This is a genomic window from Brasilonema sp. UFV-L1, assembly GCF_012912105.1.
Classification (GTDB): Bacteria; Cyanobacteriota; Cyanobacteriia; order Cyanobacteriales; family Nostocaceae; genus Brasilonema.
The window spans coordinates 1-16025 of sequence record NZ_QMEA01000143.1 but is presented as its reverse complement, the minus strand read 5'-3'; the positions used below and the strand labels follow the sequence as shown (position 1 = coordinate 16025).

The following is a 16025-nucleotide window of genomic DNA, read 5'->3' as shown; positions in this document are numbered from 1 at the left end:
CCCCATCTCCCCATTTTGACTAATCTTGACGACCTTGCCATCTTTGAATTGGTATACAATCTATATCTAATTGATCCAATGCACGGGCTACTACAAAATCAACTAAATCCTCTATGGTTTTGGGGTTGTGATACCATGCGGGAATCGCAGGAACAATTCTGGCTCCGGCTTCGGCTAAAGTAGTTAAGTTGCGAAGGTGAATTAAGCTAAAGGGAGTCTCACGAGGAACGAGAATCAACTTTCGTCCCTCCTTAAGTTGGACATCAGCCGCTCGTTCAAGTAAGTCGGAACTTAAACCGGCTGCTAACTTAGCTACAGTAGCCATACTGCATGGCATAATTATCATTCCGAGAGTGCGAAACGAACCGCTGGCAATGTTTGCCCCAACATTACCCCAAGAATGACAATATAATTTGCCTAGTCCTTCTACTCCAGCTTGCTGTCGCCAAAATTGCTCTTGTTGATTGGATTCTACTGGCATACGAAGATTCTGCTCAGCTTGCCAAACCATGTAAGTTGACTTAGAAGCTACTAATTCTATTGTATAGTTAGCTTCTAGCAAAAATTTCAGAGCGCGGACAGCGTAAATGAGACCAGATGCACCTGAAACGCCTAATATGAGGGGTTTTGTATGAATGGACACGAGTTTTTTCAGGAAATGACTGGAAATTTGGCATTCAGGATTGCGAGTTGTCAGCTGCTAAGAGCGTGTTTATTCATAGGGTGCGTTCACTAAGTAACGCACCATCGTCCTATCTAAACCGTCCTACCTAAACTCGTCAATTAAAAATTGACACAGTAGTAGGAGCCACGGACACGCGACACATATATGGTGCGCTGCGCTTTGTATCTACTGTATAGCGCTGACTCCAAGGGCGAAGTGATTTACTGTTAACGCTCACTTGTTCATTCTTCGTCAGAATACAGTTCTAACTCATGAGGATCGATATCCTCATGACGTGATAAGTAAAGTTCTTCTGTATCTTCTCCATTTGGGATATTGATCTCCTTACTAAAAACTGCTCCATCGCTACCAACTGTGACTAAATCGATTTGTTGGCGATAATAATCAACGCTCTTAACCTGTACTGCTACGCGATCGCCTAATCTATAAGAAGCACGATTTTTGCGACCAAACAGTGCTTGTTGTCTGGCGCGATACTCATACCAGTCGTCTTTCAGAGAACTGACGTGGACTAGTCCTTCTACTCGTAGAGGTACACGAAGATTGTTAACTGAGTCTGACTGAACTGGTGTAACTTCAATTTCTACAAAGAACCCGTAAGATTGAACACCTGTGATCACACCAGTAAACACTTCGCCGATGCGTTGTTTCATCAGTGAAGCTCTTTGCAATCCTGCTAAATCAGCTTCTGCTTCTTGAACTTCTTTTTCTCTATCATTGAGTTGAATAATAACCCTCGTCAAATCACTTTGGAGTTCTTGCTGCAATTCTGGCGGTAGGACATTCCAGTTGATTTCATTCTGGCTGGAGGAGTGGCGCAGGTTAACACGCTCTTTGACACGGGTGGTACGGCGATCGCGTCCGTGTTCAAGTAACGCATAAAACACCCTTTGCATCAGTAAATCCGGATAACGCCGCAAGGGTGCAGTAAAATGGGTGTATTGTGGTAATGACAATCCAAAGTGTGGTCCTTTGGTTGTACTATACGTAGCTGGCTTCAGTGTATCTTGCAACAAATAGGTAAGAACTTGCTCGGATGCTGATTCGGCAAAAACTCTGGTCAGTTGTTGATAGTCAAGCGGTTGGATATCTATTTCTGGATCGACTGACAATTCGACGCCTAAGTTAATAGCCAATTTTAGCATCTCTTGCACATCTTCAGAATCAGGTGTGCCTTGAACTCGCCAAATTGCCGGGATACCCAGAGCATTAAAGTGGGCTGCTATGAGTTCATTCACGAGTAGCACAAACTCACTCAACAGCGAGTGTACAGGTAAATCATTGACGACCACACACCCCATAGCACCTTCATCATAGTATGGGTTTTGGTTTGGTGGTAGATTTAACTGCAAGCACCCACGGTTAGAGCGCACCTGTCTTAACAACAGCCGCAAATTATCGAGCTGTTGCACGATTTCTACGACTTCGGATGAGAGTTTAGTTGATTTGTTTGTCAGAACTGCTTCTGTTTGTTCTTCACTCAGTGAGATATCTACTTTGATCACGCTGGGTTGAACTTCCCATTCCAGCACTTGTCCTGAGTTTGAATCAATCGTGATTAAGAAACAGATGGTTAAGCGATCGCTTTTAGGTAATAAAGCACATCGTTCGGCTACACCTTCTGGTAACATTGGCAGCATTAATTCACCCAAATATACTGAGCGACCTCGCTTGAGTGCTTCTCGGTCGAGAGCTTCGTCTGGTTGAATATAATGAGAAAGGTCAGCAATATGAAAGCCCAGCTGCCAGTGTCCCTCGTTTGTTTTTTCTAAGGTGAAAGCGTTATCTACCACCGTAGAGTTATTGCTGTTGCCAATTATTGTCAAAGTTAGTTGTTGACGCAAATCCAGGCGATTTTTTAAATCTGCTTTTAGCAGCTTTTTGGGTAATTTTGAGGCTGCTTCTTGGACGTTTTCTGGGAAAGTACGAGAAAGGTCGTGTTTACAGGTGACTAAATCGATATCCGCCGCTGCTTCCGCATCACTGCCAAGAATTTGCACTACCCTCCCAACTGGAGGATATTGTGCTAGTGGATAACGTAAAACTTCCACATGAGCAAGGTGATCCACCGCTTGTTCTAAAGTCACACCGTTTGCTTGCAGCTTAAGTTCAAACAGTAATCTGTCATCTAAAGGTACAGCACGATATCCACTTTCTACCTGCTTAATTCGCGCAAGTAAAGTGTGATTAGAACGCTCTAAGATTAACTTCACCTCTCCTTCTGGAGAACGGCGACGACTTCCTTCTTTGAGAACTTTGACCAAAACGCGATCGCCATTCCACGCATTACTGAGATGACTTTCGCGGATGTAAATATCTTCGGCTCCTTCCACATCTTGAATTGCAAAGCAAAAGCCTTTACTGGAACAACGGAGTTTTGCTTCAATCATTCCTTCTTCTGTGACTCGACGATACTTGCCACGTTCTTTAACTAAAACCCCGATTCTTTCCAGTATTTCTAAAGCAATATGAAGTTTTTGTAAACTAACTTCATCTTCGCAACCAAGTTTCTTTTCCAAGAGTTTACGAGCCACCAATTTATCATCAGTAAAATTGGCAAGAAGTGTAGCGATTGAAAATTCCATGCAGTGAACCGGCCTTTGGTCAAAACATCATTTTTTTTTTCATTTGGTTCTTTGTTGTGTACCCTCACGACTACAGCCAGACTTCAGGTAACGAGTTACCCACAATAGAGGACACGACACAAACACCTCAGAGTCTTGAGTTCAAGTTCCTTGTGTTAGACAATTTCTCAAAGTACGCCCGTTTTGGATTTTGCCCCCCGGTAATTACGTAACGGCTTTTTGATTGACGTACATTCGAGAACTTCCCACGCTGCCCAAAAGCTCTCTTTAGGGAAACCGCAGTGTTGGATTGTCTTGGAGTAAAGGTACTTTTACGCCATGCTACTCTGATTTTGAACTAGGAGAAACCGCTGACAAATCTAATTGACCCACATGTTGGATCGAAAACAATTAGGTCAGCAGCAGGAGTAAGCTGTGAGGATGAACCATTACTTCATTATTGTAGATATAGAGCGTACTTACAGAAAATAGTTCTAGAACACTCTAATGGTAATTAGTATAGCAATGACGGTTCGGTAACTCTTGCTCAACAAATAGTAGCCAAAAATTTGCTCTCAAAACCTCATGCTACAATCAGGGCACGCATGAAATCAGTCATCAGTCATCAGTTATCAGTTATCACTGAGCAGGCGGATGAAACTGGTAAATGGTAACTGATAACTGGTAACTGTTTTAGATTGGTGGCAGTATTATGTTGGCTCAATTTCAGAGCAAATATCCTCAGGGCAGCCTTATTTCTGAGTTGGTGCAAATTTATCACGGCAAATATATTGTCCGGGCTAGTGTACAAATTGATGGCGTCACACGCGCCACTGGAATGGCTGCAGCAGAAATACTGGAGGAAGCAGAAGACAAAGCGAGGAATAGAGCACTTGTTGTTTTGGGAATAAACACTAGTTCACAAGACTCGGTTGTCACTTCCTCAGAACCTGTCAAGCCAGTTCAGTCAACTCTGACAACAACAAGCAGCAGATTCAACGAGTCTGCGTATTCCCCGACTCTCAACACTTTTCCTCAAACACAAACAACCCCAACACCCCCATTCATCTCATCTGGGGTTGATCAAAACCAGATGAAAAACCAAGACATCAGTGAACGCTTTTCTAGAACTGACAAGCAAGAAACTCCATTTTTCGAGAGTTCGTCAGAAAACTTGGGAATGATGTCTGATTACCAAGGAGAAAATCACACAATACCGGAGATGACTCCGAGTAATGTCACGCCCTTTGTGTCACGCAGTTACAACAATTCATCAGAAGATTTCTCAACACAGACAAGCACGGGGAGAAAAAAGAAGAAGAGCGAACCTGTTGATCAGTCCGATGATATCGCCAAAATTGGTGTTGAAATGCAGCGCTTAGGTTGGACAACAGAACAGGGGCGGGATTATCTGATTAAAACTTATAACAAGCGATCGCGTCATTTGCTAACTGACGAAGAATTGCACGATTTCCTTAGATACCTGGAATCTCAACCCACACCCCCAGATCCATTAGCAGGATTTTAACACTTAACAGTTAGCAGTTAGCAGTTAACTGTTAAGTGTTAACTGTTAAGTGTAAAAAAAGTTGGGAACTTTTTGATGACACTTAGAGGTCAAGAGTCAAGAAGTTTTTGACTCATGACTTATGACTTATGATCTTAGACAACAGCCATTGGACGGCTACCAGCTGCGTGACGATCAATCACCTGGTCGATTAATCCATAATCTCTTGCTTCTTCAGGCGACATAAAAAAGTCCCTTTCAGTATCTTCAGCAATTTTGTCATATGGCTGACCAGTGTGTTCAGCTAAATATTCATTTAGCTTACGCTTATGGTAAAGAATTTCACGCGCTTGAATTTCGATATCAGTCGCTTGTCCTTGAGCGCCACCCAAAGGTTGGTGAATCATAATCCGAGAATGAGGTAAACTCATCCGCTTACCCTTGGTTCCAGCGCTGAGCAGAAAAGCGCCCATACTCGCAGCCAATCCGGTACAAATTGTACAGACATTTGGACGGATGTGCTTCATAGTATCGAATATCCCCATACCTGCCGTTACCGAACCACCAGGAGAGTTGATATACATATAAATATCTTTCTCTGGATCTTCTGCATCCAAGAACAGCAATTGGGCAACAATCAAGTTAGCTACGTTGTTATCAATCGGCTGTCCTAAAAAAAGGATGCGTTCACGTAACAGGCGTGAGTAAATATCAAAGGCGCGTTCGCCACGACCTGATTGTTCAATAACGATAGGAATCATGCTGAGTGCTTGTCACTAATGTAAATACATTTTATCGATTGCAACAGCTGATTGTTTTGTCGTAATCACACGCCCTCCTTGCTCCAAAAAAACCAAGATGATCCAGGTGATTTCATTTTGTGACTTTTCTATAACTTTGTCAGCATTTTTACTCGTCTTTTCCGGAAAATAACTACCTCTTTCGGTAGATAAATTATATTAGGGAACAATCGGCATGACCAATTCTACTTAAGATGCCACCCACCAAGAGTTAGAGGAAGCTACCATGCTAGAAAAATTTGTACAAGCCGCCATCATCACATTTTTACTCCACCTGATAGTAGGTCTAAGCCCAACAACTATCAAGACCGAGAGGACACAACCTTCAAATATGCTACCAGCATCAATTGCCAGAGCTTTGTCTAACATTTCTGTGTCTAACATTTCTGAATAATATGCTTTTGCCTAGTGTAAAGAAAGTGTTAGCTTTCAATAAAGAAAGTGTTAGCTTTTTAACTTATGAATAAATTTAACTACGGAGTGCTCAGAGGCTGTTAAGTCAATCTTTCTCTAACAAGATAGACTGAGCTAATGAAGGCTGTCGTCGAGTATCCTATCATGACTAATCGTCTTGCTCAAGCTAAAAGCCTCTACCTCCGCAAACATGCCGAAAACCCTATTGATTGGTGGTCTTGGTGTGACGAAGCACTCGCAACGGCAAAGGCGCAGAACAAACCAATATTTCTTTCCATTGGTTACTCCAGTTGTCATTGGTGTACAGTTATGGAAGGTGAAGCTTTTTCCAACCTGGCTATTGCCGAGTACATGAACGCCAACTTTCTTCCTATAAAAGTAGATAGAGAAGAAAGACCAGACCTTGATAGCATTTATATGCAAGCTTTGCAGATGATGAGCGGTCAAGGAGGTTGGCCTTTAAACGTTTTTCTCAGTTCAGATGATTTAATACCTTTTTATGCGGGTACTTACTTTCCAGTTGAACCACGTTATGGTCGTCCTGGGTTTTTACAAGTCCTGCAAGCAATTCGCCATTACTACGACACCGAAAAAGAAAATTTAAGCGAACGCAAAGCAGCTATTCTTGAGTCCCTCCAGACTGGAGCAGTCTTACAACAAGAAGGGATCACAGAATCGCAAGACAAGGAATTATTGCATAAAGGGTGGGAAACTTCAACAGGTATTCTTACACCTAGTCAATATGGAAACAGCTTCCCGATGATTCCCTACGCAGAACTTGCACTCAGGGGAAGCAGGTTCTCATTCCCAGGTTCAACTTGGGAACAGTCGCGATATGATAGTCAACAAATTTGTACACAGCGAGGACTAGACCTCGCACTGGGGGGGATTTATGATCATGTGGGTGGTGGCTTTCACCGTTACACAGTTGATCACACTTGGACAGTACCGCACTTTGAAAAAATGCTCTACGACAACGGACAGATTGTAGAGTATTTGGCAAATTTGTGGAGTTCAGGCGTGCAAGAACCAGCTTTTGAAAGAGCGATCGCCAAAACTGTCCAATGGCTGAAACGAGAAATGACAGCCCCATCTGGATACTTCTATGCAGCACAAGACGCAGATAGTTTCACCACTCCCACAGAAGCAGAACCAGAAGAAGGCGCGTTTTACGTCTGGAGTTACAGCGAACTACAGCAACTGCTGAGTTCTGAGGAACTAACAGAATTACAACAGCAGTTTACAGTTACGCCTGACGGTAACTTTGAAAATCAGAATGTGTTGCAAAGGCGTAATGCTGGAAAACTGAGTGAAACACAAGAGTACACATTAGAGAAGTTGTTCGCTGTTCGCTATGGAACAGCACCTGAATTTGTAGAAACTTTCCCCCCCGCCAGCAACAACCAGGAAGCGAAAACAGGAAACTGGAAAGGACGCATTCCCGCAGTCACAGATACAAAGATGATTGTCGCTTGGAATAGCTTGATGATTTCCGGTTTAGCAAGAGCGTATGCAGTCTTCCAACAACCAGAATATTTGGAATTGGCAGCAAAAGCAGCGAACTTTATATTAGATAATCAGTTTGTCGATGGGCGTTTTTACCGACTCAATTATGAGAGTCAACCAACAGTACTAGCTCAATCTGAAGATTACGCCTTTTTTATCAAAGCACTACTGGATTTACATAGCAGTTCTCCTGAAGAAAAAAACTGGTTGGAGGTGGCGATCGCAATCCAAGAGGAATTCCACGAATATCTCTGGAGTGTCGAACTTGGTGGATACTACAACACATCAAGTGACGCAAGTCAAGACTTAATTGTGCGAGAGCGCAGTTATGCAGATAACGCGACACCTTCGGCTAATGGAGTGGCGATCGCCAACCTTGTCCGTCTTGCTCTTGTAACCGACAATCTTCATTATCTGGATTTAGCCGAGCAAGGGTTAAAAGCTTTTAGAAGTGTGATGAGTCGTGCTCCCCAAGCTTGTCCCAGTTTGTTTACAGCGTTAGATTGGTATCGTAACTGTACTTTAATCCGCACGAGCGCAGAGCAGATACAGTCTATTAACCCCATGTATTTACCGAGTACTGCGTTTGTTGCGGTGTCGAAATTACCTGAGAGTACTGTTGGGTTGGTTTGCCAAGGTTTGAAATGTCTTGCACCAGCGGAAAGTTTAGAGAAGCTGTTGCAGCAAGTGCAGCAGAGTCAGGTGAGGGGATAAAAAACCTCACCCCTAACCCCTCCCCTTAGTAAGGGGAGGGGAACTTTGGCGTAGCCAAAAGCGGGGTGAGGTTCTCCGCGATGTGTGGTTTATTGAGTATCAAACACTCGACGATGAGTATCAAACACTCGACGATGAGTATCAAACACTCGCCCACGAGTTCCAAACACTCGACGACGAGTAATATGGCAGTTCTCAATTGAGTGTAATACAGATTGTTTGTACAGCTAACACCCGATCATGACAGCGTTAAAATAAACCCATAAATACCTGATGCCATACAAGCCATGTCCCTCGCCAAAGAATTAGACTTTCCTCAAGACATCCCAGAAGATGTTATCCTTCCTCCAAGTGATTTATACAGCGACGAACCTCCCTTGGAAACTGAACTACATTTACGGCAAATAATTCTACTTTTCACATGTTTGGAATGGTTGTGGCGAGACAGGACTGATTTTTACGCTGCTGGCAATCTGACTATTTATTACAGTCTCAGCAAACGCAAATCAGAAGACTTCCGAGGACCAGATTTTTTCGTCGTGCTAGACACAGAACGTAAAACTCGTAAAAGTTGGGTAGTCTGGGAAGAAGATGGTAAATATCCTAATGTTATTCTAGAAATTCTTTCAGAATCAACTGCTAATACAGATAAAGAACTTAAGAAAAAACTTTATCAAAATACCTTCCGCACCCCCGATTATTTTTGGTTCGATCCATACACATTAGAATTCGCTGGATTCCATTTAGTGGATGGCAAGTATCAACCTTTAGAAACAAATCATCAAGGGCATTTGTGGAGTCAGCAACTAAATTTATATCTGGGAATTCATCAAGATTTATTGCGATTTTTTACAGCATCAGGACAGTTAGTTCCAACACCAGAAGAAGAGGCTGAATCTGAACGTCAACAAAAAGAATTAGCACTTAGTAAAGCTGAAAGATTAGCTGCTAAATTGCGAGAATTAAACATTGATCCTGATACAATTTAGAGCATTATCAGTTATCAGTTACCAGTTATCAGTTGAGCGAATGCACCTTTCAAGCATAGTCTTAGCAGGTGGAAAGAGTTCTCGCATGGGACGGGATAAAGCATTGATTCCTATTCAAGGCATACGCCTGTTGCAATTGGTTTGTCGAATTGCCCAAAGTTGTGCTGATATAGTTTACGTAGTCACTCCTTGGCAGGAACGATATCAAGATTTGTTACCATCTACAGTTCAGTTTATCAAAGAAGTGCCTTTGTCTAGTGAAACTGGCAGTGAACAACAAGCTCACGGACCAATGATTGGATTTGCTCAAGCACTGGAGTCTGTACAAACAGATTGGGTGTTGTTGCTGGCTTGCGATTTACCCAACTTGCGTGTTGAGGTGTTGCAGGAATGGGCAACTACATTGGATAGTGTGGAAGATGAAGCTATAGCAGCTCTGGTTCCCCAAGCTAAAGGATGGGAACCACTGTGCGGTTTTTATCGCCGTCGTTGTTTATCAAGTCTGGTGGAGTATATTAATCAAGGAGGGCGATCGTTTCAGGAGTGGTTGAAGCAACATCCTGTGAAAGCATTGCCTTTACGAGATCCACAAATGCTTTTTAACTGTAATACACAACAAGACTTATTTCGATTCCAATCTCAGCTACAATAAGGGATTACAATTGCAATTTTATGCAATAGTGTCTGTAGCGCGACTACATACTAAGTAGGTCAACATTGAAAAACGTAGAATCGAGTCTTTGCGATTACTACCCTGCGGGAAGCCCCCTCCGGGGTCTACGCTTCACTGCGTTGCGCTGCCCTCCGGGCACGCTACGCGCTCCGTAATGACATTTCACGTTTAATTAGGTTGAGCTACTTATATCTGTTGTGATTCATAACTTAGTTCCTCTAGCCTCTGTTGGCGACGATGAAACATACTATATCAGTACTTGTCGAAGATGAAGCGGGAGTTCTTTCCCGTATTTCTAGCTTATTTGCCCGTCGTGGGTTCAACATAGAAAGTCTTGCTGTTGGTCCTGCTGAGCAATCAGGAATTTCTCGAATTACAATGGTAGTCCCTGGTGATGACCGTGTGATTGAACAACTCACGAAGCAACTATACAAGCTCATCAACGTTTTGAAAGTGCAAGACGTTACAGAAATTCCTTGTGTGGAACGAGAATTGATGTTACTCAAGGTGAATGCAACAAGCAGCAGCCGTTCAGAAATTGTCGAAATAGCTCAAATTTTTCGGGCGAGAGTCGTAGATGTGGCAGAAGATTCTGTTACTCTCGAAGTTGTCGGAGATCCAGGTAAAATGGTGGCAATTGTACAAGTGCTGCAAAAATTTGGCTTGAGAGAAATCGCTCGCACTGGTAAAATTTCTTTAACTCGTGAGTCTGGTGTCAATACTGAGTTACTGAAGTCTTTGGAAGCAAAGGTTTCATAAGCAGATAATTGCCTGCAAAGTGATACATCCAAAGGCGGGAGTCGGCAAAGACGACTCCCGCCCAGACTTACCGTTGTCGCACTCGTTCAGGGCTTCCAGTCGGAATTGCGGCAATGAGTTTTTGTGTGTATTCCTCTTTGGGTTCGCGATATATACTCTCTGCTGTTCCTTGTTCGACAATTTCACCGCGATTCATCACCAAGATGCGATCGCTCATAAATTTCACCACACTCAAGTCGTGAGAAATAAAAATATAAGTCAGTCCAAACTCGTCTTGCAATTCTTTCAACAAATTCAGCACTTGTGCTTGCACCGACACATCCAGCGCTGAAACCGATTCATCACAAATGATAAACTTAGGGTTCAATGCTAAAGAACGAGCAATACAAATCCGTTGACGTTGACCACCAGAAAACTGATGAGGATAGCGACTCATCGCATCTGCACTCAATCCTACCCGTTCTAAGAGATAAGCGACGCGTTCTCGTCTTTGTTGCTTTGTCTTACCTATCGAGTGAATCAACAAAGGTTCTGCAATTGCTTCCCCAACTTTGAAGCGTGGATCAAGCGAACTAAAGGGGTTTTGGAAAACAATCTGCATTTGGAGGCGCAACTTCTGCAATGGTTTTCCTTTGAGATTTGTGATATCTTGTCCCTCAAAAAGGATTTGACCACTCATGGGTTCAATTAATCGTAGCAAAGTTCTGCCAAGAGTCGTTTTACCGCAACCAGATTCTCCTACCAATCCTAGCGTTTCTCCCTTTTTCACATCAAAGGAAACATTATTTACTGCCATAAAATAGCGTTTTGTCCCACCAAACATCCCTCGTATTGGGAAACCAACCTTCAAATTACGAACTTGCAACAAAGATTGTTGCTGTTCTAAAATGTGCAACCTTTGATTTATCTCTTCTGTTGTCACTTCCACAGGTTGCTGAGGTTGTTTCTCCTGAATCACCAAATTTCCTGTTGGCGTTTCTTCCACATTCATGTAGTCGGAAACTGTCAGGAGTTTTTGAGGACGGCGGTTGAGTGTAGGGCGACAAGCTACTAAGCCTTTGGTGTATGGATGCTGCGGATGAGCAAAAATTTCTGCTGCCGAATTGTATTCTACAATTTTGCCTCTGTACATCACCGCGACTTTATCAGCAACTTCTGAAATCAACCCTAAGTCGTGAGTGATGAAAATTAATGCCATTTCACGGCGCTGCTGCAATTCTCTCAGCAACTCAAGAATAGTTGCTTGTACTGTCACATCCAATGCTGTTGTTGGTTCATCTGCAATCAGTAACAATGGATTGCACGAAATTGCCATTGCGATCATCACCCGTTGCAACTGTCCTCCAGAAAGTTCATGAGGGTAACGTTCTAGAATCGCTTCTTTGTGTTGCTTTACCAATTGTGCCAGCTTTTGCTCATCTACGTTTGATGAACCAAAAGAAGTTTGTTTCCAAGTTTCGATATACTGTTGCCTGAGAGCTTCATCGCTAGGGAGAAGTTTAACTTCTTGCAGGCGGGCGATCGCACTTCGTCGTGCTTCAGATGCTGAAATATTCTGGTGTCGTAAAATCGCTTCTGTTATCTGAAACCCAATCGTATAAACCGGATTGAGCGAGCTCATCGGTTCTTGGAAAATCATCGCAATATCGCCGCCTCTATGGAGCTGTATTTGCTCGTTTGGCAACTCCACTAAATTAATCGGCTGACCATTCTCTTGAGGGTGAAACCAAATTTCACCACCACTAATTCTACCAGGATTCTGGATCAATCCCATCACCGCGAGCGATGTGACTGATTTTCCGCTTCCCGACTCTCCCACTATTCCTAGAGTCTCTCCTCGGCGTAGTTCAAATGAAATCCCATCTACAGCTTTGACATTTTTACTCTCACCGGCAAATTCAACCTGCAAATTGCGAACGTCTAGGATAGTTTTTCTCATAAAAGTCGGAGGTTTAAATCTTGACTTATAAATTATTTGGATTTTAACAGCGAGTTTGATTTTTTGGGAGCATCCCAATTTTTGAAAAACACGTTTGTCATTAGTCGCGAAGTCCTTCCCAAAGGGAAGGAACAGGAGCGAGGAATCTCAAACCTTGTTCACGACTTGAGATGCTCCCAAACGCTATCGCTCCATTCAGCATGACAATAAATTTAAACATTTGGGATGCTCCCGATTTTTTTTATTGATCTGTACAACTTGTGACGATCATTATTTCTTGATTGTTACGCAATCAGCGTTCTAGTTTGCATGAATAATGACAAAAAATAGCTGAAAGTGTTCGATGCAACGGATGAAGCAACAGGTAAGCGCGGATGATTCCTCCGTCATACCCACAAATCACCAATCTCAGGACTTACGCATAACTTACCCGATTTATACCAAACCCGATTTATACCAAACATCCTCTGCTTCGCAACCAAATACGAACTCACCGAACCGCTTTGGTGGTAGATGGTGCGTCAGTCCTAAATTTCATACATTGATTTCATCATCCGTTACTAAATTTGTTACATCTTTTAACCAATTCCTGACTAAAATGGGATATCGTCTGGATCGGGTTCATCAGTTGGTGTCACCCCATAGTTACTGCGTTCAAAATTTTTATTTTGGGGTTTGCCTTGTTCTTCTGTGTCATTTTGGGGAAGAACACTAACGCTGCTTTTGACTGGAGTTGGTGTGGGGATGGGCGAATCGTAAGCAGGAGTCGCCTTGGGAGGAGGAGGTGCTACAGGAGTTAATGGCGTTTGAACAACAGATGGTGATGAACTTGTATTGAGAGTGATTCCTAAAGAGTGAATCTTTTGTACTGTCAACTCAGCACGTTTTTCTTTAAAACCTTCTGGACGTTCAATGGTATTCATTCCTAGACGCCCTTCCAAAAGGACGCGATCGCCTTGATGATAATTTTGCTGAATTTCTTTTGCCAAGTTTCCCCAGCCTACCACTTTTAAGGTTGCTGGAGGTTCTCCTTCTCGCAGTCCAGGAAACTGCACGAGCATTTCAGTCACTTCTAGGTTCTCTGCTGTAAAGCGAAGTTGTGGTTCTTGAATAATTTCTGCTAACAATATACAACTATTCATGAAATCCTCCTTATGAAAATAGAATGAGTTAACAAAAGATGCTGTGTTCTTACTGAGTTATGGAATGTCCCAAAGAATGAATCAGCAAACTTGCATGAGTGGTTGTGCGGGTCAAATAATAAAGATAGATAACTGTTTTTGACGACTTTCTTTGAAAAAGCTCAGTTATGCTTTCAGTTTTTCAATTACTTTTAGCATAAAAGCCAAGCGATTGTCGTGAACAGAGAGTACACCCTGTTTACAACCTTCGCCTGACTGGAAAAGAATTGAATCTGACACTTAATTAGTATAATTGTACCATATCAAAAATCTTAATGAATGGTTTTTGATTGGTAACAAGTGACACAAGGATAGCTCTCGCCGGACCACCACCCACAATGCAACAATTTGTGGTTTGTACGTCTAGAATGTCATGAGCAGAGGTTTGTGTTTCTTGGGAAGAATTTGAGGTGTCATGGGTAGCGGTTTGGCTACCGGCTTTAAATCTATGCAAACAATAGACCTCTTGCAAAAATGCTTGAATTGTCATGTTGAGCGGAGCGAAACATCTCTGAGATTCCTCGCTACACTGCGTTTCGCTCAGAATGACATTCACGATTTTTGACTTTTGCAAGAGGTCTAATATTTATTCACAATTCCACGGTAGTTCGGTTTTTATGACTCATACTCTTTTTTTGACTTTTCGTATTCTCTTTAAGCGTGTATCATGAGCCAGGAGTCAGAATAACTCTTGTGCAAGTGGGTAACGAGTTGGATATGGTGCCTTCTGATGTTTTCAAGAGCACGCTGAACCAGTTCTCAAACAGCTTAAACTCCTAGATTCATCAATAAATCATTCTGAATCAGGAATTGCTCTGTTCTGAATTCTTCTTACTATCACAGTTACTTTAAATTCTCGTGGCGCAAGTTGTATTAGAAAACGTTTATAAAAGTTTTCCCCCTCGTAGAGGAGAAAGTGTTGCATCCCAAACACAACCCTCTCTCACATCCCAGAAACAAGGGGATATTATTCCGCGTGGAGAAAACGGCAATGTCTTACGGCGGATTAACCTAACAGTAGCAGATGGTGAATTTATGGTGCTAGTAGGACCTTCTGGTTGTGGAAAAAGCACCCTTCTGCGGTTGATCGCTGGGTTGGAAGTGATGACAGGTGGTAATATGTGGGTGGGCGATCGCCTCATCAATGATTTACCCCCCAAAGAACGAGACATCGCGATGGTGTTTCAAAATTACGCTCTCTATCCTCACATGACGGTGTATGACAACATTGCTTTTGGGCTACGACGCCGTTCTCCGGGAGTAGAGGGAGTAAGGGAAGCAGGGGAAGTAAAAATTTCCAACTGGGCAGAAAATTTACTGGTAGGAATGACAAGAGTGCTTCCTAAGGGACTGAGGTATATTTCTGATAGAGAAAGGGCTGTGGATGAGCAGGTGCGCAATGTTGCTCAACTTTTGCAAATTGAACCCCTGTTAAATAGGTTACCAAAGCAGTTATCTGGTGGACAAAGACAAAGAGTTGCATTGGGAAGAGCGATCGCACGTAATCCCCAAGTATTCTTAATGGACGAACCGCTTTCTAACTTGGATGCAAAACTCCGTGCTGAAACTCGTGCTCAAATTGTGAAACTACAGCGTCAGTTAGGTGTGACGACGATTTATGTAACTCATGATCAAACAGAAGCAATGACAATGGGCGATCGCATTGCTATTCTTAATCAAGGTCAGCTTCAACAAGTTGCAGCTCCATTAGAACTTTACAATCGTCCCGCCAACCGCTTTGTTGCAGAATTTATTGGCTCACCACCAATGAATTTTATTCCAGTGAAATTTCATGCTCCCCAATTGATTACCAATGGTGATTTTCGCCTAACCTTACCAGAAGTTTGGGGAAATGCTTTGCAAAAATACGATGGAAAAACTGTCATTTTAGGAATTCGCCCAGAACACTTAATTTTGAGTGTACCTGCAAATAAAAATCTTCCAGTGCAAGTCGAGTTAGTCGAGAATCTTGGCAATGATACATATCTTTCCACAAAACTTCTCGAACCAGGTTTTCAAAAATCAGCTTTTCCAACAAAGGACGTGCAAGTGCGAGTTCCTCCAGAACGTTTTGTGTCTTGTGGCGAGCAACTCTGGTTATCTTTAACACTAGAAAAACTGCACTTTTTTGATCTGGAAACGGAATTAGCAATATTTCCAAAGTAGTATATAATCTGTACCTATAGACTGTTGACTCAAGATAGCTTGTTCAAGCTTTCTACAAATGCCTGATGCTCTGCTGTCTGCAAGCCCTGCTGAAGAACTGGTGACATACTCCTACACCGAATCTGAGA

12 protein-coding genes are annotated in these 16025 nt (G+C 42.6%); 6 read left to right on the top strand and 6 right to left on the bottom strand.

The genetic code is table 11. From position 1 onward, the window contains the following. Positions 1-19 precede the first annotated feature (19 nt). Complete coding sequence (locus DP117_RS28260; protein ID WP_169221526.1) at positions 20-643, bottom strand: flavin prenyltransferase UbiX; 624 nt, start codon at positions 641-643, stop codon at positions 20-22. A 263-nt stretch (positions 644-906) separates the two neighbouring features. Further along, positions 907-3270 (bottom strand): ribonuclease R family protein, encoded by a 2364-nt coding sequence (locus DP117_RS28255; protein WP_169221525.1) that lies wholly within the window; start codon positions 3268-3270, stop codon positions 907-909. 691 nt (positions 3271-3961) lie between these two features. Between DP117_RS28255 and DP117_RS28250 the strand changes: the two genes are divergently transcribed. Beyond that, positions 3962-4777: a hypothetical protein gene (locus DP117_RS28250; protein ID WP_169221524.1), complete on the top strand. Its 816-nt coding sequence runs from the start codon at positions 3962-3964 to the stop codon at positions 4775-4777. 134 nt (positions 4778-4911) lie between these two features. Here the strand turns inward: DP117_RS28250 and clpP are convergent, their stop codons facing one another. Both clpP and DP117_RS28240 read right to left on the bottom strand, forming a co-directional pair. Continuing rightward, the gene (gene clpP / locus DP117_RS28245; protein WP_169221523.1) at positions 4912-5517 is read right to left on the bottom strand and encodes an ATP-dependent Clp endopeptidase proteolytic subunit ClpP; all 606 of its coding nucleotides are present in this window, start codon (positions 5515-5517) and stop codon (positions 4912-4914) included. 228 nt (positions 5518-5745) lie between these two features. Beyond that, the gene (locus DP117_RS28240; protein ID WP_169221515.1) at positions 5746-5940 is read right to left on the bottom strand and encodes a hypothetical protein; all 195 of its coding nucleotides are present in this window, start codon (positions 5938-5940) and stop codon (positions 5746-5748) included. Between the two features lie 174 nt (positions 5941-6114). Between DP117_RS28240 and DP117_RS28235 the strand changes: the two genes are divergently transcribed. The 4 genes from DP117_RS28235 (at position 6115) to ilvN (ending at position 10611) form a co-directional block, all read left to right on the top strand. Next, positions 6115-8190: a thioredoxin domain-containing protein gene (locus DP117_RS28235; protein ID WP_169221522.1), complete on the top strand. Its 2076-nt coding sequence runs from the start codon at positions 6115-6117 to the stop codon at positions 8188-8190. A 287-nt stretch (positions 8191-8477) separates the two neighbouring features. Beyond that, positions 8478-9179, top strand: a complete 702-nt coding sequence (locus tag DP117_RS28230; RefSeq protein ID WP_169221521.1) for a Uma2 family endonuclease — start codon at positions 8478-8480, stop codon at positions 9177-9179. A 40-nt stretch (positions 9180-9219) separates the two neighbouring features. After that, a complete protein-coding gene (locus DP117_RS28225; RefSeq protein WP_169221520.1) occupies positions 9220-9831 on the top strand; it encodes a molybdenum cofactor guanylyltransferase in 612 nt (203 codons plus the stop codon). Positions 9832-10089: 258 nt separating this feature from the next. After that, the gene (gene ilvN / locus DP117_RS28220) at positions 10090-10611 is read left to right on the top strand and encodes an acetolactate synthase small subunit (protein ID WP_169221519.1); all 522 of its coding nucleotides are present in this window, start codon (positions 10090-10092) and stop codon (positions 10609-10611) included. Between the two features lie 67 nt (positions 10612-10678). On the opposite strand, the gene DP117_RS28215 is transcribed toward ilvN, so the two are convergent. Together DP117_RS28215 and DP117_RS28210 are read right to left on the bottom strand one after the other, a co-directional pair. Continuing rightward, entirely contained in the window at positions 10679-12550 is a 1872-nt protein-coding gene (locus DP117_RS28215) for an ABC transporter ATP-binding protein (RefSeq protein WP_169221518.1), read from the bottom strand. Positions 12551-13143: 593 nt separating this feature from the next. After that, a complete protein-coding gene (locus tag DP117_RS28210; RefSeq protein WP_169221517.1) occupies positions 13144-13692 on the bottom strand; it encodes a single-stranded DNA-binding protein in 549 nt (182 codons plus the stop codon). An 897-nt stretch (positions 13693-14589) separates the two neighbouring features. Between DP117_RS28210 and DP117_RS28205 the strand changes: the two genes are divergently transcribed. After that, positions 14590-15897 (top strand): ABC transporter ATP-binding protein, encoded by a 1308-nt coding sequence (locus DP117_RS28205; protein WP_169221516.1) that lies wholly within the window; start codon positions 14590-14592, stop codon positions 15895-15897. Positions 15898-16025 lie beyond the last annotated feature (128 nt).

Coding starts and splice junctions, on each gene's coding strand:
- DP117_RS28255 (WP_169221525.1), bottom strand. CDS start 3,270: ATGGAATTTTCAATCGCTACACTTCTTGCCAATTTTACTGATGATAAA.
- DP117_RS28250 (WP_169221524.1), top strand. CDS start 3,962: ATGTTGGCTCAATTTCAGAGCAAATATCCTCAGGGCAGCCTTATTTCT.
- clpP (WP_169221523.1), bottom strand. CDS start 5,517: ATGATTCCTATCGTTATTGAACAATCAGGTCGTGGCGAACGCGCCTTT.
- DP117_RS28240 (WP_169221515.1), bottom strand. CDS start 5,940: ATGTTAGACACAGAAATGTTAGACAAAGCTCTGGCAATTGATGCTGGT.
- DP117_RS28235 (WP_169221522.1), top strand. CDS start 6,115: ATGACTAATCGTCTTGCTCAAGCTAAAAGCCTCTACCTCCGCAAACAT.
- DP117_RS28230 (WP_169221521.1), top strand. CDS start 8,478: ATGTCCCTCGCCAAAGAATTAGACTTTCCTCAAGACATCCCAGAAGAT.
- DP117_RS28225 (WP_169221520.1), top strand. CDS start 9,220: ATGCACCTTTCAAGCATAGTCTTAGCAGGTGGAAAGAGTTCTCGCATG.
- ilvN (WP_169221519.1), top strand. CDS start 10,090: ATGAAACATACTATATCAGTACTTGTCGAAGATGAAGCGGGAGTTCTT.
- DP117_RS28215 (WP_169221518.1), bottom strand. CDS start 12,550: ATGAGAAAAACTATCCTAGACGTTCGCAATTTGCAGGTTGAATTTGCC.
- DP117_RS28210 (WP_169221517.1), bottom strand. CDS start 13,692: ATGAATAGTTGTATATTGTTAGCAGAAATTATTCAAGAACCACAACTT.